This window comes from Ignavibacteriota bacterium (assembly GCA_016708125.1).
Lineage (GTDB): Bacteria > Bacteroidota > Ignavibacteria > Ignavibacteriales > Melioribacteraceae.
Window position 1 is genome coordinate 3,998,619 of sequence record JADJGF010000001.1, and the last position, 19,469, is coordinate 4,018,087.

The following is a 19,469-nucleotide window of genomic DNA, read 5'->3' on the forward strand; positions in this document are numbered from 1 at the left end:
ATTAAAAAGTTCTAGTTAAAAATTAATATTGTTCAGTTTTAAAATTATTCACACTTTATTAAGTCAAAATAATTAAATCAGTCAAGAATTATTTCATCTACAAAAAGCCATGCTTTACCGCCACTTCCTTTATGCCAGCTTGGACATTCTTTAATATTCTCCGCAATTATTTTAATAAATCTTGTACTTGAATTAATTTTCGCAGAAAAATCTTTTACAAAAGGTTTCTGAGTTTCAGTATTTTTTGTTTCATATTTAACTTCAGAAATTTTATTAAAATCAGAATTATTATCTGATATATATACAGTAACTTTTTTTGGCAAAAAGATCCAAGAATTTAAATCTGATAAACAACCAATATGAATTCCATTTACTTTTTTATTCTGACCTAAATCAATTGTTGTTTCAAAATTAACACCTTCAAATCCCAACCAATTATTATCTTCATATTCTTCCGAACCTCGTTTTCCATCTACAAGAATAAACTTATTCAAATTAGAATATTTTTCTGAAGGATTATTCTTAATTTGTAAATCTTTCACTGATTTAATTTTATAAAATTGTACCGTTTTTAAGATGCTTTCAACAAAATCATTTTTATAAGAAATTGATTTCAAACTTGCGGACTTATTAATTTTTAATTTTGAAGAATATAATTTTGAATTCTGATTTGGCAAAGTTCCATCAGTCGTATATTTAATTTCTGCACCAATATCATTCGAAATAATTTCAACATCAATGCTATCTTGAAATAAATATGTATCTTTGACAACTTTTTCATTAACCTTAACTATAGGTGATGAAGCAACTTTTTTTTCTGAACCTTCAATTTTTAAACAGATCGGGTATTCATTTTCTTCAATGCCAGAGGGCAATAAAACTATTGTTTCATTATTCTTAATTGAATAATTAAGTGTAAGATTTTGACTTAGCAAAAATATTTTGGAATTATCTTTTGGAACCACATACTTAATTTTAATTGAATCAGATACGGGTTTTTTAAGAATGTAAGCATATATGTAATCAGAATTTTTTGATTTAGTATATTTTATATTTTCACCTTCAAAATAATTCTTCATTGGTCTTGTATTATAAATTCCTTCACTATTCAATTTCATCCAATTCCCAACTTGCTCAAGTCTAATTATACTTTCATGAGGAATGTTTCCTTTTTCATCGGGACCAACATTTAATAAATAATTTCCGCCTTTTGAAGCTATATCAATTATATTGTAAATTATTGTTTCGGATGATTTCCAATTTTCATCTCCTCTTTTAAATCCCCAAGAATCATTCATAGTCATGCACGATTCCCAAGGCAAAGTTGACGATGTTTCCAAAATTTCTTGTTCCGGTGTTCCAAAATCTCCAACAAAACTATGGTCTTTATTCATGCCTTGCATTCCTTGCCGACCTTTTCCAATTCTGTTGTTGATAATTAATTCCGGCTTTTTATTTCTTAAATGATTATATAATTTCTTCCCTTGAGGTTCAGTCCATTCTTCAATCCATTCGCCATCAAACCAAAGGATTGAAAGATTATCAAATTCATTTAATAATTCTTCCAACTGCGGAATTAAATATTCATCTCTGTATTTTGCGAAATTTTCTTTTGTTGCATCAGGATGATGCCAATCCATAATGGAATGATAAAAACCTAATTTTATGCCTTCATTTTTGCATGCTTCAGCAAGAGGTTTTAGAATATCTTTTTTATAAGGTGTGTAATCAACAATATCATAATTTGTAACTTTAGAATCCCAAATGCTAAATCCATCATGATGTTTAGAAGTAATTACAATATATTTCATTCCGGCTTGTTTAGCAATTTTAACCCATTTTATTGGATCATATTCAATTGGATTAAAAACTGCCGCATATTTTTCATATTCTTCAACGGGAATTTTTGCCGAATACATTATCCATTCACTAATGCCGGGAATCATTTTGTCCTTGTACCAGCCTGCCGGAACTGAGTAAACTCCCCAATGAATAAACATTCCAAACTTAGCATCATTCCACCACTCCATTCTCAAGTCAGTTTCCTGTTTCGTTTCATTTGTAAAATCTTGAGCTTTCAGGCAAATTAAATTTAAAAGGAATATTAATGCCATCATTATATTTTTCATTTTATGCTCCGAGAAATAAATCTAAAATTTTGCGCAATTTATATTAACATTAAATAAGGTGAATTTTTAATATTTTAATTCTAAATTCATTCTTATTTATTTTTATTCTTTTTCAAGCAATTCAATTATTTCTTTTCCGCAAAGTAAAAATGCTCCTGTTGCGTAAACATGCCACTGATCTTTATGAAAAGGATACGGATCTCCCGCAACTTGCTGAACAAAACCAAGTCTTCCCCATTCATTAATATTTTTTGTAAGTGCCTTCCATGCCTTTTTAACTGCCGGTTCAAATCTTTCTCTTTCAAGGAAATTATTGTTAATTCCCCAAGTTAAGGCAAAAGTATAAAAAGAACTTCCGCTTGATTCACCAAGTGGTAATTCTTCCGGATCAAGCAGACTGGCAGTCCATAATCCATTTCCCCTTTGCAGCTTTAATAATTTTTCAGCCATTTCTTTAAATTGCTGAATATATTTTTCTCTTGTTGGATAAGTTTCAGGAATAAACTTAAGCATTCTAGCTAATCCGGCAATTACCCAACCGTTTCCTCTTCCCCAAAATACTTTTTTCCCGTTTGATGTTTTCTTATCAAAAAAACGATCGTCTCTAAAATATAAACTGTCATTTTTCGAATACAAATAATCAGAAGTTATCCACCAATGTTTATCAGCATAATCTAAATATTTAATTTCATTTGTTGCTTTGTAAATGCGAGCAAAAGATGGCGGAGCCATAAACAAAGCATCGCACCAAGTCCACCATTCTAATTTGTAATTATTATCTTGAAATCTTATATCAGTTTTGGGATCTCTTGCTAAATGAATATCCATCGCCCATTTTGATTTATCTATAATTTTTGGATCTTTGTAAATTTCATATAACCAAGTATAAACATCTGAAATTGCAAGCCTATCCGCATGATAAACATCAGCAATTATTTTCCAATCATTCGTTTGTCCAATATTGATAATTTCATTTAAATATCTTTCTTCTTTTACTGTTTCATAAAGTGCTGCAAGACCAATATAAAAAGCACCCCAATGCCAGTCTAACCGATGAGCACTTATAAACGGATTTGATAATTGCCAATCTGCAGTTTGTCTCATAAGGTTTTTGATATTTTCAACATTATAAACTTCATCATTTACAAAGGGTTTTAAATCAATTTTAATTGAAGAAAGATAATTTGTATAATGAACATAATGTGAATTTTGCATCCATAATAATTGTATTGGGTTTCCGCTTTTTGCATTTCTTACTGCAAATGGTCTAACATTATCTTTGATTGAACCATTAGTTATTGATTTAGCTTCCCAATCTATACCATTCTTTGTTTCCCATTTTTCTATTTCAAAAACCGAATCTCGTTTGGCAGACAGATAAACAATATTTGTGTTTTCATGATCGAGAATAATTCCACCGGAATAATTTTGTTCATATTCAATTTTTCCTTGCGGTGTTTGCGGAAACCAAGCTCCGGCATTTATTAAATCACTGCTAATCCATTTTTCTCCATTCCATTTTGCATAAACATAAATATGATTTTTACTATCAGGAAATTTTGCGTAAACAATTACCGGATTATCATTTTCATCTACCGCAATATCCCAAATCCATGATTTTACTTTTGTCAATGACGCATTATAAACAATTGAAGATTGGTTTGGCGAGATTGGTTCTTTTCCTAAAATTCCTATTTCCCTATTTTCTGCATTATAAAATTTTCCATTTTTATAGTACATATAATAAATGCTATTTTCATTTTCGTCTCTGGGATGACCGTCTGTAAACGCAAACATAATTTTATTTTTTCCATTCGACGCAACTTTCATATAAGGTCGGCGCATATTGTAAATACGATTAGGCAAAACAAATATTTTACTTTTACTCCATGATTTTCCCATATCATCAGAAAATGAAAAATTTGGTTTGTTATCAATTCCGCGCCAGAAAAGATAAATTCTATTATTCTCTTCCGATAAAATAACCGGATTTGCATATGTGTTCGTATTTGTAAATTCAGAATATAATTCAGTATCGTTCAGAAATAATTCATTCCGTTCCCATGAATCAATGTCTTCGGAACTCTTCATCGTAAAAAGTAAAAACGGATTTGGTCCGCCGTGTTTTGTAAAAAAGACCATTAATTTTCCTTCGGGAGTAAAAATTAAAGAAGGATTATCATGATCATCTATTTCATAATTATCTTCAAGAACTTTTGTTTTTATTTTATTTGTTGTGTGATCGTAATATCCAATAGTAACATCACCATGACTATCAATCCAACCGGCATAGGTTCTCTTATGTTTGCCTTCATAATAAACTGCTCTTGGATCTGAAAACCAGCACCAGGCTCCATCAAATGTAAATGATTGAAAACTTTCCGAATGAGATCCAGTTGCTTTATTTAACAGAATATTTTGAGTTCCCTGCGCAAATATTTCTATTGAGAAAAAAACAATAATTAACATTTTTAATAAAATATTTTTCATGATAATCTCTTTAAATGGAATTCTAAAATTATTTGTTGACAATAATTTCATCAACAAACAACCAAGCTTTACCACCTTTACCTCTATGCCAGCTTGGACATTCTTTAATATTTGGCGCATTAATTTTGATAAATCTAACTTTTCTATTTACACCTTTTTTAGAAAACGATTTTGCAAAAATATCCAACGATGATAATGTATCATTTTTTTCATGATGAATTTCAGTGAAATTATTTCCATTATCTGAAACTGAAAATTTTATTTCGAAAGGAAGAAAAATCCATGACATTTGATTTTGTAGAAAACTAATACTAATTAAATTTATAAAAGTTTGCTTTCCCAAATTCAGAATTGCTTCAAAATCTGTTCCTTCAAATCCAAGCCAATTACCATCGTTATTATCCAAGGAACCGGAATTTCCATCGACTAATATTAATTTATTACCTTGAGCAAATTTTTCACTCGCTGGATTTTTAAGTTCAATTGAAGAATTAATCGCCAGATGATTTTCAAACACGGCTCTATTTTTTCCAATTCTGCCAGGCTCTCTATTTTCTTTACCTTTAACTCCGGTCAATCGATCACCAAGCTCGTACCTAGCTTTATCACCAATAATTTTTAATTGCTCAACAATATCAAGATGTTTATCTATTACATTTATTTTTTCTTCAACATCTTCATTTAAATTATATAATTCATAACTGATTTTTTTTTGCCAAGTTTGGCCCGGGAATCCATCAACGCCGGGTTTCATACCTTCATAACTTCTTTGCGTACATGGAAAGTATAATTTCCAATTATTTTTTCGAACGGCAATTAAATCATAATCGTAATAATACCAAAACTCATTTCTAGGATTTGCATCTTTTTCGCTATTTAGTAATGGTAAAATATTAATTCCGTCAATTTTATTTTTTGGCAATTCGGATTTCGTAATCGCAGAAATTGTTGGAAGAATATCAATTGTAGATGACAATTTATCGCAAATAGAATTTTGAATAATATTTTTTGGCCACCTCATTATGCACGGGACGCGAACACCACCTTCCCACATTGTTCCTTTGCCTTCTCTAAACGGTAATGCCGAGCCGGCATGATTTCCAAAGTTAAGCCAAGGACCATTATCACTTGTATATATTATTAACGTGTTTTCATCACTATTATTTTCTTTTAACGATTTTAATATTTCACCAACTGACCAATCCAATTCCATAATAACATCACCATATAGTCCGTTCTCACTTTTCCCTTTAAATTTTTCCGATACTGCGATTGGTACATGCGGCATTGAATGAGCAAGATATAAAAAGAATTTATTTCGCGAATTTTTATTGATAAAATTAACAGCGCGTTCTGTGTACTTTGTTGTAAGCTGAGCTTGATCATCTAAAGTTTTAACAGATTCAACTTGATCATTTCCATCAATTAACATTAGTTCTGGATATATCGTTTTCCAATTGTCTTTAATTGGATTTCCATCAAAATCAACGGGCCACATATCATTAGAATAAGGCAACCCATAATATTCGTCAAATCCTTGCTGCAGCGGAAGAAATTCTTTATGATGACCAAGATGCCATTTACCGATTAAACCGGTTTTATAATTTTTCCTTTTTAATATTTTGGCAATATTTTCTTCTTCGGGATTTAATCCAATTGTTGAAGCCGGAAATAAAGCTCCGCGAATACTAACTCTTTCCGAATAACATCCGGTTAACAATGCCGCACGTGAAGCACTGCAAACAGCGGTTGCCACATGGAAGTCCGTAAATAGTATTCCTTCATCAGCCATTTTATCTAGATTGGGTGTAGTAAAACCTTTAGCACCATTTTTCCCAATATCGGCGTATCCTAAATCATCTGCATAAATAATAATAATATTCGGTAAGTCATTTTCAGAGGTAAAATTATTTTTAAATAGATAAGGAGAAAGTGCGGTAAATGATAAGCCGGCACCAATTTCTTTTATAAATTCCCTTCTTGAAATAATTGACAATTGCTTTCTCCAAGAAACTAAAAATTGTTGACTATTTTACAGTAATTTTTTCTCTCAATCTAATATCTTTTGACGAAGCTCCAATCATTATCTGAAAATCACCAGCTTCAACAACTTCATTTAAATCTTTATCTAACATTGTTAATAATTCCGGAGTAATTTCAAATTTAACTTTTTTTGTTTCACCGACTTTTAAATTAATTCTTTGAAAGTCTTTTAATTCTATAATTGGTCTGGCAACTGAAGCAAATAAATCTTTTATGTAAAGTTGGATTACTTCATCGCCGGGAAAATTTCCTATATTCATAACTTCAAATTCTATAGTTACATTTTCGTTTTTTGAAATTTCCTTTTTCGAAATACAAAGATTTTTATATTCAAATGTTGTGTAGCTTAAACCATAGCCAAACGGAAATAATGGTTGTCCGGTTAAGTTATTATAATCATCACCTCTTCCGGTTGGTTTGTGATTATAATAAAGCGGCAATTGAGATTCATGTATTGGAAAGGTAATCGGAAGTCTTCCAGCCGGATTATAATCTCCAAATAGAACATCGGCAACGGCGTTACCTCCAACTTCTCCCGGATACCAAACATCTATAATTCCAGAAATATTATTTATCCAATTACTCATTGTTATTGCACTTCCTCCAACTAAAACAACTATTGTCGGAATTCCGGTTTTAGAAATTTCATTTATCAATTCTTCTTGATTTCCCGGAAGATTTAAATATGCTCTATCTCTAAACTCGCCTTCTTCAATACCGGCAACAATTATAGCCACATCACTTTGTTTTGTAATTTCAACTGCATCATTAATTTCTTGTTCGTAATTATTATTTATTCCTTCATTCCAAATTAATTTGCATCTTGTATTTCCGCTGGTTGTATAAAACTCAATTTTTATATCATATTCTTTTTCTTTTTCAAATTCATATTCAACTGTTGAAGTTCGATAAGATTTCTGAATCCAATTATCAATTACAAGTTTATTATCTAAGTATAATCTATATCCGTCATTACCTTCAATGCCAATTTTTACTTTCCCATTTTTTGGACCAATAATTTTTCCTTCCCATTTTACTGAGTACCAATCATAATCTAACTTTTCCGGATCGGGAGAAAATAAAGTCCATCTAAAATTTATATTTTCATCAACTTGAGAAAAAGAAGGTTCCCCAATAAAATTAGGATTATTATAATATTTTCCAAATAATCCATTTAGCTTTTTTCCATTTTGAAAATGAGACAAAAATTCTTTTTGTATCGGAACATATTCAATATTTTCTCTACTACTTCCTTTTGCAAATTTCACTTCAGCAAAATTTTTAACTTTCTCCTTAATACCTTCAAATATATTTACAATATTATTTCCCGGACCACTATATCCGCCGAGCCTTCCCTCAATTGCATCGTTACCAATAACTGCAATTTTCTTTAAATCTTTTTTTAATGGAAGAATATTATTTTCATTTTTCAATAAAACAATTGATTCAAGCGCGGACTTATGAGCCAGTTCTCTATGTTTTATATTACCATTGATTTCATTAGCTTTAGACGCATCTACATATGGGTTTTCAAATAATCCCAAATTAAATTTTGCAGTTAATACTCGTTCAACAGCTTTATTTATTGTAGATTCTTTTATCATACCTTTTTCAAATGCTTCATAGAAAAGCGGATAATGAGAATAAGAAGTTTGAAATATTACATCCAAACCATTTTCTATTGTTTCCATTGTTGATTCCGCATAACTCTGCGAAGTAAAATGTAATACATTTGCTCCGCCGATTGCGCCGGCATCTGAAATTACAAATCCTTTAAATCCCCATTCCTCTTTAAGTTTTTTATTTAACAGCCAATCATTTGCTGAGCAAGGAATTCCATCGAATGAATTATATGAAATCATTAACGATAGTGCATTTCCCTTTTTCACTGCAGCTTTAAACGCCGGAAAATAAATTTCTTCCATTAATCTTTCGTTAAAATGAATTGGATAACTATCTCTACCGCCATCTCCTACATTTGCTGCAAAGTGTTTAGGCGTTGTAACAATTCCTTTCTCTTCAAATTCTTTTATGAAAGCTAATCCCATTTGTGACGTTAAGAAAGGATCTTCTCCATAAGTTTCCTCAGTTCTTCCCCAGCGAACATCTCTTGCAATATTTATTACCGGAGATAAAATTTGTCTAATTCCACGCGACTTAACTTCCAAAGCAATTGCTTTTCCGACCTCGCTCACTAAATCAACATTCCAAGTTGCAGCCAATCCAATAGCTTGCGGGAAAGCTGTCGCACCATCTCTAACTAAACCATGAAGTGCTTCATCAAAAGCAATTATTGGAATTCCTAATCTTGTTTCTTCAACAAAATATTTTTGGATTTCATTTATTTTTTTTGCGACAGATTCCGGTGAACCGGATTTTCCATAGTTTAATATTTGCTCTGTAATTTTTGTGGATTTAGCTTCAGTTGAAACTTGAAATCCAAATATCCCATTTTTGTATTTTTCTTTTCCATCACGTAAATCACCGGGAATCATAAACAATTGCCAAAATTTTTCTTCCAATGTCATACGTGAAATTAAATCATTTACTCTTTCATCTACGGGTAAATTTGGATTTTTATATGGAAATTCTTGAGCGGAATTTATTATCGATAAAACTAAAAGTAAGGATACAATAATTTTCAACATTTATAACTCTATATTTTTTTTATGTTATGCAAAACAATTTTTAATTAGTTCTCCAACTGTTGTTGTTGCTAAACAAACTGAAGTATCTGCTGCTCCGTAATAAATTTTTACTTCGGAAGTTTCTAATGCAAATCCTTCTTCGTCATATTCTTCAACAATAATTCCGGTTGGGAAAACAACATTCGGAACTTGTCCGGCTAATTCATAAATCTCGCGCGGTTCTAAAATATTTTGATTTCCTCTTGAAATTACTTTTGCGGGATTTTCTAAATCATGTAACATAACTCCCATTTGATAGATTGGTGCATAGTGCATTGCAATTCCATGGTAAGTGTGAACCCAACCTTTTCTTGTTTTAATTGGCGGTGTACAGCTTCCCACCATTTCATCCCAATAAAATTTATTACCTTCTGCAACAATCGCAATTCGTTCCCAGTTTAACATATCTTTCGATTTTGCAAGTACGATTGAATTTCCTGTTAACGGTCCGCCTTCAATTTGGGCAGTATTCGGGCGTTCGAATCTATAATATTCACCATTTATTTTTTCTGGAAACAAAACACCGTTGCGAACATTTTTTTCCGAAACTACTCCAAGAAAATTAAATTTTTGGAAATCATTTGTTTTAGCTAAACCAAGACAGCAATAATTATCAATATCCATTGCAAACATTATAAAATATTCATTTCCAATTTTTGTAATTCTCGGATCATACATATGATAAAGTTTTCCTTCAAGATTTTCTAATCCTTCAAATTCCACAATTTTATTTTCAACTTTATATTCATAACCATTTTCACTTTCTGCCATAACAAAAAATGTTCTGCGTCCACGATTCTGAACTCTTAACATTAATAAATACTTATTTCCAAATTTTATTGCACCGGGATTAAACACAGACGTTGCATCAATCAAATGCGGTTCTATATTTGGAATGTCTGAATTTTTTACAACCGGATTATTTTTATATCTAAACATATTTTCTTACTTTCCTTAAATTTTTGACTATTTATTTAATTGATTTATCGCGAACGCATAAGCACCTAATGAAATTGCCAAGCTTGTTCCGATTTTAGAAATTCCAACGCCAATTCTTGTCTCCGGGTCATACTTAATTTTTTTATCGGTACCAATTATTTCTAATTCTTTTGTGGAACCTTTTAGAAAACTTTCCATTCCGTTTGGAGATTCTAAATTATAAACTTTTTGTGTCAATCTTCGAAATTCACTTCCGTCTTCTCTGGTAAAGTTTGAATTCATTTCATTAACTAAATGCGGCATAAATAAATCCGAAGCGCCGGATAATCCGCCGCCGATTACAATTAGTCCATCAATAAGAGTTATGGCATTTGATATTGAATCGCCTACTGCTTCAGCCATAGTTTTAAATGCAGCGATTGCGGCGTCTTTATTTCCTTCTTCTTCACCATTTGCAATTTGAAATAAAATTTTTGGTTCGGGTACTTCTTCTGAAGTAATGCCACAAATATTTGCATAAACTTTTTTCACACCTCTAATACTTCCGTGTTCTTCAATATTTAGTTTTGGAGAAAGTTTATTTCTCATTAACCATATTTCACCGGCACCGGAATTATCACCAACAAATAATTCTCCATCTCTAACTATTCCAGCACCAAAACCGGTACCGAGAGTAAGCCCAAATAAATTTTTATATTGTTTTGGACTTCCCGCTTCTTTTAATTTTTTATTTATTTCCGGAAGGAATCCAAAAATAGCTTCTCCATAAGCATAAAGATCCCCGTCATTATTGATGAAAACCGGAATGTTGAATTTATTTTCCAAAAATGGTCCAAGTGCAACACCGCCTCTGAATGCGGGAAGATTTGGTAAATCTCCAATTATACCATTGGGATAATCCGCTGGTCCCGGAAATGCAAAACTAATTGCAACCGGTTCTTCAGTTAATTTCGATTTTACCTCATTGAATCCTTCTACCAAAGTTGATAACATTTTTTCCAAATCTTTTGGTTGAGACGGATATTTTATTTCATCTAAAATTTGTTTATTCCCTTGAATTGCTGTAAACACTAAATTTGTGCCACCCGCATCAAGAGTCATTACAATTCTTTTATCATTTTCGTAATTCATTTTCTACCTTTTTTATCTGTATTTGCGATGTTTCAAATTAATATATTTTTACAAAAATTTTATCTAAGCTAATTTTTTCTTCCCTTTTAATGATAGCAATAATAAGTACGCAAAACATAACGCCGGAACAATATATGCCAATGTTAATAAATCTCTATCAACTATTTCACCCATTATTAACGGAACAATTGCACCGCCGCTAATTGCCATTACCATTAAACCGGAAAGCTCACTTGATCGCTCTGGTTTTTCTTCAATAGTAATTGAAAAAAGCATCGGCCAAATATTTGCAAATCCTAAACCTCCTAACACAATACCAGCAATAGTTAAATACTGTTGACCAGTCATGATAAATACTACACCTAGTAATCCAAGAAAAGCTGAAATTCTAAAAAATGTTCTCGCGTTTATATTAATGCTACCGGCTACTAATCTTCCAAAAGTTATTGTCCCGAAAAATATTGTTGGTCCCCATAAAGCAGCTTTATCGGCAGTAAATCCAAAACTTTCTAAAGTAGGTTTTAAGAAACGGGCCATGCAGACTTCTGCACCTACGTATAAAAATATTCCTAAAACAGCCAATGCAAAAACTGGTTCATTTAAAAGTTTTAAAGATGATGAAATGCTTGGTGGAATATCTGCTTTTGTTTCTTTCACTTTTAAAGTTGCAACGGAAACAAATGCAATTACCATAAATAATAAAAATACTGGGAATACACCTCTCCATCCCATTGTTGCAAAGATTGGAAGTATTAAAACTAACCCAACTAAATACGCAGAGCCGGATGAACCAAGCCCCTTAATACCTTGAGCCAAAGCAAGGTTTTTGCTATACTGCCCTTCTTCACTCACATCATACATAATTGGATTTCCGGCAACTTGCAAAAATGTTGTTCCAATACCAAGTAAAAAAATACAGATCACTAACAATGTAAAACCGGGATTGATAAAAGTAGGAATTGCCATTGCCACAATGTTTAATCCCAAACCAAGTAATAACAAATTCTTTTTACCGATGCGAGCAGCCAAAACTCCGCCTGGAACGCTAAAAACTGCAAACGCAATAAATACAAAAAATGTAAGCAAAGTTGCAACAACAGCACTTAATTCATAATTTTTTTCAACAGCGCTTGCCATTGGTCCCATTGCATCTGCGACGCCCATAACAAGAAATGTTAAAAAAATAGGGATTGTTTTGAGTTTCATATTTTACCTATTGATGTTTGTTAAAAATTAATTTATTCAAATTTTTTACTCAATTATAATTTCATCTGAAAAAAGCCATGCCGGATTCCCGGAACCTTGATGCCAAGCAGGGCAAAGACCAATATTTTTTGCATGAACTTTTAATTTATTAGTTTTTATTTTTGAAAATTGTGAGATAAAATTTTCCTTAAATATAAGAGTTGATTTGATATTTGATTTTCTAAAAATCTTATCTAACGAAATAAAATTATTCGATTCATTTAAATAAAACATTTCAACCCATTCCGGCAAAAATATCCACGATTCCAAGTATTGCAAAAAGCCAATTGTTATTTTTGTTAATGCTATTTCTTTCATAAAATCAATTGTTGCAATTAAATCATTTTTCTGAAATCCTTGGTAAATAGAAAGATCAACATTTGAAATCATTTTAGATGGACCCAACAATCCATCCAACAGTGCATCATGATTTCCACCTAAATATTTATTATCATATTTATATTCAAAAGTAATTTTTGCTCCAATTCCTTTATGATTTATCTGCTGATTTTTTTTTGGAAGGAATTTTGTTTCATCGGTATCTTTATATTTTTCTCTTAAATTCTGCAATTCAATTTTGAGTTCTTTAATAATTGCTTGATAATCTGAATTTTCATAAACATTATTTATTTCATCCGGATCTTTTTCCAAATCATAAAATTCCCAAGCATCAATATCATAATAAAAATGAATTAGCTTAAATCGAGAATTTCTAATACCATAATGCCTTTTAACTCCATGCTCAGCGGGATATTCAAAATAGTGATAATAAATTGAGGTTCTCCAATTTTTTGGATTTTCTCCTTCTAATATTTTTCTTAATGAATTTCCTTGCATATCATTTGGGATTGGAACATTTGCATAATCTAAAAATGTTGGTGCATAATCAATATTTACAACCATATTTTCATTATTCATAATTCCCTTTTCACCGTTTGGAACTTTAATTATCAACGGTGTGCGAAGAGATTGTTCATACATAAATCTCTTATCAAACCATCCATGCTCACCCAAATAAAAGCCTTGATCAGAGGTATAAACAACAATAGTATTTTCTTCCAAATTATTATCTTTAAGATATTCAAATACTCTTCCAACATTATCATCAACCGATGCTATACATCTCAAATAATCTTTAATAAATCTTTGATATTTCCATTTGGATAAATCTTCACCTTTTAAATTGCTGTTTTTAAACTTATTATTTTCATCTTCGTATGCTTTATTCCACAAACTTTTTTGTTCATCGGTTAATCTATCAAAAGAACTTTTCCACCATTCATCATTTAATTTTTCATCAATAAATTTTTCTCTTTCACTTTCTAAAACCGGAACTTTCAAATCGTAATCAAGAAACATATCTTTATCTATTTTCATTGTTTGTTGTTTTGCCGATTCACTTCTAGTTTTGTAATCATCAAAAAATGTTTTAGGAATCGGCATTTCTTTATCGTCATACATATCAATATGATTTGAGCTGGGAAGCCAATTTCTATGCGGGGCTTTGTGATGAAGCAACAAACAGAAAGGTTTTTCATTATCTTGTTTATCTAACCACTGAAGTGCGATATCTGTAGTTATATCAGTTACGTAACCATCAATTCTTTTTTTCTCGCCCATTTCAATAAAATCCGGATTATAATATTCACCTTGACCAGGCAAAATATTCCAATAATCAAAACCGGTTGGATCACTTTTTAAATGCCATTTTCCAACAATTGCAGTTCTGTAACCATTTTGTTTAAGAAGTTTTACAAAAGTTTGTTGATCACCATCAAATGTTGTACGATTATCAATCATCCCATTTATATGATTATATTTTCCCGTTAGCATACATGCTCTGCTTGGACCACAAATAGAATTCGTAACAAAGCTTTGTTCAAACAACATTCCTTCATTTGCTAACTTATCAATGTTGGGAGTAAGATTTAGAATACTTCCATATCTGCTAATTGCTTGATAAGCATGGTCATCCGACATTATAAATAGAATATTCATCCTTTTGTTTGATGAACATGCATTTAAAATCATTGGTGAAACAACTATTCCTGCAGTTGTTACTGAAATATGTTTTATAAATTTTCTTCTGTTCATATTAATTTATTTTAATTTTAGTTCTTCTTTTTCACCAAAAAATCTAATTTCTAATTTTGCTTGAGATTCTTCATTACCGTTAAAACTACAATCAACAATAACTTTATGATTTCCTTTACTTAAATTCAATTCAAATTTACTCATATCAATTTCTTTAACTTTCATCCAATTTGATTTATAAATTGTTGCAGTTTTTCCGCCGTCATATTTTAATATTTCATTCTGTTTTAGATCAATTGGAAAAACAATTTTTTTGAAATTATCAAATTCAACAGAAATATTACTCAAATCTGATTTTACTGCTTTTAGAATAATTTCAATTTTATTTTTTTCACCTGGATTCACAAAATCAAATTGTGAATATATTGGCTCCCCAGGCTGACGAACTTTTTTATCATGAATAAACTTAAACGAATGTATTTGTGTTAATTCATAAATTTCGTCAGATTTTTTTATTAATCGAAATTCATTTTTAACATCCTTCATTATTTCTTTCTGTTCATCAGAAAATAAATTTGATAAACGTGCTTCTTCCCAAATTCCGATTGTTTTAAATATTTCATCAGAATTTTTATTTCCCAAAATAGAATTATCATTAACCACAAATGCATAACCAGCATCGTAAGCCGCAGAGCGTGCGAGCATCCATTCAATATCTTCAATACTTGTTTCCGGTCTAAGTTGAAACCATCCAAGCATTCCAGGCATTAAATTTCTTTTAAAGTATTCTTGATTTTTTAATCTATATTCTGCTTGACTTTCTCTAAAATCAGCATACCAAGGTTCACCCCAATTCATTCTTGTATAGATGTGCCAGAAAAAATGTGTGGTTCTGCTGGCATCAGCAATAAAACTTTTTTTAATATTATCATTTAGATTATTAAACCAATTTTGAGTAAATAAAATTTCGCCATAATTTCCCATACCGGTTGATCTATTCCCTTCAAGTCCATCAAAAGAAATTTGTCTCAATCCAGTTTTATTAAATAAATCAGCAATATTTTTTGATACTTCTAAACTTAATTCAGGATCAGTTAAAAATACTTTGTAACCATGATCTGCAAGTTTGTAAATTTTATCACCGCTAACATGCTCTGATTTTATTGTACCAAATGCCCCTCTTTCACATTCAATTAATTTCCAGCCATTTTCATTTATAACTTTTCCGTAACGAATCAATTCATTATTTATCTGAACTGTTTTAAGATTATTATTTTTGTACTGATCAAAAAACTTTGGATCGTCAATAAGAATTGTTGTTTCCGAAGATGTTAAGTTTTTTGTAATTACTGCGCTTCCAACTTTTCCTAATCGGTTGTCTGGAATTGGAGTTACCAATTTATCATTTGGCGTAATAAAATTTGAAAGAGTATGAATTCCTAAAGAAATATTATTCTTCTTTGCAATATCAACACAATTCTTCAATCCTTCAATTCCATTTGGAAAATATTCTTCGTTCAGTTTAAATTTTCCCCAAGTTGCAAAAGGATTTGAGTGATACAAATATTTCAATCCGGCTTTCTTTGTAAGTTTAATCGCATCGTTTATTGTCTTTTCAGTAAAATCATAAATTAAATAAGCTCTTGTAGAAGCTTTTGATTTTTTCCCCCATTCACCTTCTAAAATTGGATGTGGTAAATTTTCACCAATTTCAATTTTTTCAATTGTATTTAATATTTCATTATTTGCACATCCGAAAATTGTAATAGATGATCCAATAATTCCGCCGTCATTGTATACCGGAGCAACATAATAATCATGATCCAAATTTTCTATAACTCTTTCTTTAAATCTATTTCTGCAATAAGCTTGCAGCGAACTACCGTATTTTGTTGGCTTTGCAGCTTCAACTCTGTATAGAACATAATCCTTTCCTGCTTCACTCAAATCTGAAAAATCATTTTGAGCAAAAATATTTATTTGCGGCATACAATCATTATCTGTCCATGGAAATCCTCCAAGAGTTTTTGCGTTCAACGATTGAATTCCAACTGCAAATTTTTCACCTTGTGAAACTCCAATTGTTTCACCAATTGTTTTATTTAATTTTGTTGGATAAGGTCCCCACACAATTAAATCAACATTATTTTCTTTAATTGACACCAAGTGAAATTTTAAATAATGTGCATTATTGTCATATTTAATTTTAACTTCATTTCCATTGTTGAATTTCAGAATAATTGTTTTTTCGCTTGAATTTATTTCGGCTTTGACTGGATTAAAATATTCATCATTAATTTTAAGTGATAAAACATATGCAGTTGTATCCTTTGAGAGAATGTCAACATTATTTTTTTTATCAATGAGTTGCGTGATTTTTCCAAGCTCATTTATTGATAGCTTTAATGAAGCAGTCTCCAAATCAAGAATACTATTTTGATTTGAGCATGCAAATTGAAATAAAACAAAAATTGAAATTATTATTTTTTTTATCATAAGATTTTCTTAGTTAATTATTTATTTAGTAATAACACCAATTTCTGCAGCTGAAGCCCAAGGATTTTCGTTAATTTCATTTATTGATTCAAGTTTGATAAATCTTGCATCTACATTTTGCTGAAATAAAATTTTTTGTTCAACCGGATTATTTTTAATATTACTAAATTCTCTCTTAATTATTTTCTCCCAATTTTTTCCATCAAGGCTTGTGTAAAAAGTAAATTCTTTAATTGTTCCATTTATAATTTCCCTTCTTGGCAAATATGTAAATCCTTCTAAAATTATTTCTTCACCAAGATTGATCTCAATAAAATGGGGATGGTTTGGAGAATCCGGTCGCCAACGACTTATCCAATTTGTATTTTCATCATCATCAATTGCTTTTATTGCTTGTTCATTGTTATCTGTTTGTTCACTTGATACATTTTGAATTGACCATTTTGATTTACATATATCGTATTCTTTAGTAACTACTTCACTTTTGTTATTTAAATCCGAATCAAATGTAATTGCTTTTATTATGCCTTTGTTCTTTAATGAAATTGGATTTATAAAAGTTTGTGAATTAATATTCGGAATTGATCCATCTGTTGTATATTTAATTATAGGCCCAATTGGATTACATTTTATTGATACTAATCCATTTTTATCACGACTAATTATTGGATTTGTAATTGAGATTTCTTCATAAAAAAGTCCAAAATTATTTATAGTTGGATTTAATCTTGAATCTAAAATTTTTATTTTAATTTTATCAGATTGAACAGTTGCAGTTCTGCAAATTTTTTTATATCCAACAGTTTTGCCTTCAGCAATTTTTTGCCAAGAATTATTTATTAAAGCTTCAATTTCAAATTCAGAAATTCTTTGAGAGAAATCTTGAATTTGTTCTTGTAAAACTATTCGATTAAAATTTTTTTTTGACCGGAATGATATTTCTAAATTTGGCAAAGTATCTTTATCTACTGGCATCCAGCAAGTTGATAAATCATCATCAATAATATTTTTTGCTTGAAAATTGTTTTTTTCAGATGAAGCTTTTACTTCCGCATCTTTTACTAAATTTGTTGCAAAAGTTTTTTTTATTTTCTCACCAACATTTTCAAGAACTTTAACATCTCGTGTTGAAAATAATCCTTCGTTACTTGGTGGAATATTTAGTAGAAAAACTGTGTTGCCTCCAACTGATCTGTACCAAACATCTAATATTTCCTCAGAAGTTTTTACTGCTTGAGTCTCATCTCTCCAGAACCAACCATTTCTTATTGAAGTATTTGTTTCTGCAGGATACCAGTGTAAAAATCCATCTGCATTTATACATTCTTCTAATTTATTTATCGAACCCAAATCATTATCAGTCATGTCCGGCCAAGTCCAATTCTTTGGATCACCATTAATCGGAATGATCGACCATTCAGATTCTCTAGTTTCTCCGGCTTCGTTTCCGCACCAACGAACATCTGGACCTTTTCCAAAAATAACTGCTTGCGGAGCTAATTCACGAATTAATTCATACCAATAATTGTATGTGTATTGTTGTCCGCCTTTAGTTTTAGGATGAGCACCGTCAAACCAAACTTCATAAACCGGACCATATTCAGTCAATAATTCAAAAAGTTGATTCATGAAATATTCATTATAATCATCAACAACAAATTTAAAGGTACGTTTATCTTTAAATTCTCTTCCATCTACTTTTCTTGGAATTATCCTTTCCGTATATTCACTTCCGTTTCCATATAAACCATTTTCATTTTCAATTTGATATAAATCTGCGGGAGATAAATAAACTCCTAATTTAATATTATATTTTTCGCATGATTTAGATAAATTTTTTAAAACATCACCGTTCCCATTTTCCCAAGTACTTGATTTTACTGAATGATCCGTGTATCGTGTTTGCCATAAACAAAATCCGTCATGATGCTTAACTGTAAGAATTGCCATTTTCATTCCGGCGGAATTCATTGCTTCGCACCATTGATCTGTGTTTAATTTTGTGGGATTAAATATTTTCGGATCTTCAAAACCGGTTCCCCATTCTCTTCCGGTAAATGTATTTACTCCAAAATGTATAAAAGCAGTAAATTCATTTTTTTGCCATTCATATTGCCTTGGATGAGGTTTGACAGAAATTGATTTTAATAAAATATTTTTTTCAATATCATTTTGAGCATCAAGCACATTATTTATTGTAAAAAGAAATATAAATCCTTGCAGAAAAATATTATTCATAAGTTTGTTTTGCATTTTTCGTTCTCAAATTTTATAA

Annotated in this window: 10 protein-coding genes; all 10 read right to left on the reverse strand. The window is 30.6% G+C overall.

Going from position 1 to position 19,469, the window contains the following annotated elements:
• Positions 1-77: 77 nt before the first annotated feature.
• Entirely contained in the window at positions 78-2,129 is a 2,052-nt protein-coding gene (locus tag IPH62_17230) for an alpha-L-fucosidase (protein MBK7107018.1), read from the reverse strand.
• A gap of 102 nt (positions 2,130-2,231) precedes the next feature.
• Positions 2,232-4,619, reverse strand: coding sequence for a glycoside hydrolase family 88 protein (locus IPH62_17235; protein ID MBK7107019.1), 2,388 nt, complete (start codon positions 4,617-4,619; stop codon positions 2,232-2,234).
• 28 nt (positions 4,620-4,647) lie between these two features.
• Positions 4,648-6,579, reverse strand: a complete 1,932-nt coding sequence (locus tag IPH62_17240; GenBank protein MBK7107020.1) for a sulfatase-like hydrolase/transferase — start codon at positions 6,577-6,579, stop codon at positions 4,648-4,650.
• Positions 6,580-6,646: 67 nt separating this feature from the next.
• Complete coding sequence (locus IPH62_17245; GenBank protein MBK7107021.1) at positions 6,647-9,310, reverse strand: glycoside hydrolase family 3 C-terminal domain-containing protein; 2,664 nt, start codon at positions 9,308-9,310, stop codon at positions 6,647-6,649.
• Between the two features lie 24 nt (positions 9,311-9,334).
• On the reverse strand, positions 9,335-10,288 hold the full coding sequence (locus tag IPH62_17250) for a glycoside hydrolase family 130 protein (protein ID MBK7107022.1): 954 nt from the start codon (positions 10,286-10,288) through the stop codon (positions 9,335-9,337).
• Positions 10,289-10,315: 27 nt separating this feature from the next.
• The gene (locus IPH62_17255; GenBank protein MBK7107023.1) at positions 10,316-11,419 is read right to left on the reverse strand and encodes an ROK family protein; all 1,104 of its coding nucleotides are present in this window, start codon (positions 11,417-11,419) and stop codon (positions 10,316-10,318) included.
• A gap of 63 nt (positions 11,420-11,482) precedes the next feature.
• Positions 11,483-12,625: an MFS transporter gene (locus IPH62_17260; GenBank protein ID MBK7107024.1), complete on the reverse strand. Its 1,143-nt coding sequence runs from the start codon at positions 12,623-12,625 to the stop codon at positions 11,483-11,485.
• A gap of 45 nt (positions 12,626-12,670) precedes the next feature.
• Positions 12,671-14,758: a sulfatase gene (locus IPH62_17265; GenBank protein MBK7107025.1), complete on the reverse strand. Its 2,088-nt coding sequence runs from the start codon at positions 14,756-14,758 to the stop codon at positions 12,671-12,673.
• A gap of 6 nt (positions 14,759-14,764) precedes the next feature.
• Positions 14,765-17,194 carry a hypothetical protein gene (locus IPH62_17270; GenBank protein ID MBK7107026.1) on the reverse strand — a complete coding sequence of 810 codons (2,430 nt, stop codon included), beginning with the start codon at positions 17,192-17,194 and terminating at the stop codon, positions 14,765-14,767.
• Between the two features lie 21 nt (positions 17,195-17,215).
• On the reverse strand, positions 17,216-19,447 hold the full coding sequence (locus tag IPH62_17275; protein MBK7107027.1) for an alpha-L-fucosidase: 2,232 nt from the start codon (positions 19,445-19,447) through the stop codon (positions 17,216-17,218).
• Positions 19,448-19,469: the final 22 nt, after the last annotated feature.

Bases quoted from the DNA above. Each gene is read 5' to 3' on its own strand.
- IPH62_17230 (MBK7107018.1), bottom strand. From the start codon at position 2,129: ATGAAAAATATAATGATGGCATTAATATTCCTTTTAAATTTAATTTGC.
- IPH62_17235 (MBK7107019.1), bottom strand. From the start codon at position 4,619: ATGAAAAATATTTTATTAAAAATGTTAATTATTGTTTTTTTCTCAATA.
- IPH62_17245 (MBK7107021.1), bottom strand. From the start codon at position 9,310: ATGTTGAAAATTATTGTATCCTTACTTTTAGTTTTATCGATAATAAAT.
- IPH62_17250 (MBK7107022.1), bottom strand. From the start codon at position 10,288: ATGTTTAGATATAAAAATAATCCGGTTGTAAAAAATTCAGACATTCCA.
- IPH62_17255 (MBK7107023.1), bottom strand. From the start codon at position 11,419: ATGAATTACGAAAATGATAAAAGAATTGTAATGACTCTTGATGCGGGT.
- IPH62_17260 (MBK7107024.1), bottom strand. From the start codon at position 12,625: ATGAAACTCAAAACAATCCCTATTTTTTTAACATTTCTTGTTATGGGC.
- IPH62_17265 (MBK7107025.1), bottom strand. From the start codon at position 14,758: ATGAACAGAAGAAAATTTATAAAACATATTTCAGTAACAACTGCAGGA.
- IPH62_17270 (MBK7107026.1), bottom strand. From the start codon at position 17,194: ATGATAAAAAAAATAATAATTTCAATTTTTGTTTTATTTCAATTTGCA.
- IPH62_17275 (MBK7107027.1), bottom strand. From the start codon at position 19,447: ATGCAAAACAAACTTATGAATAATATTTTTCTGCAAGGATTTATATTT.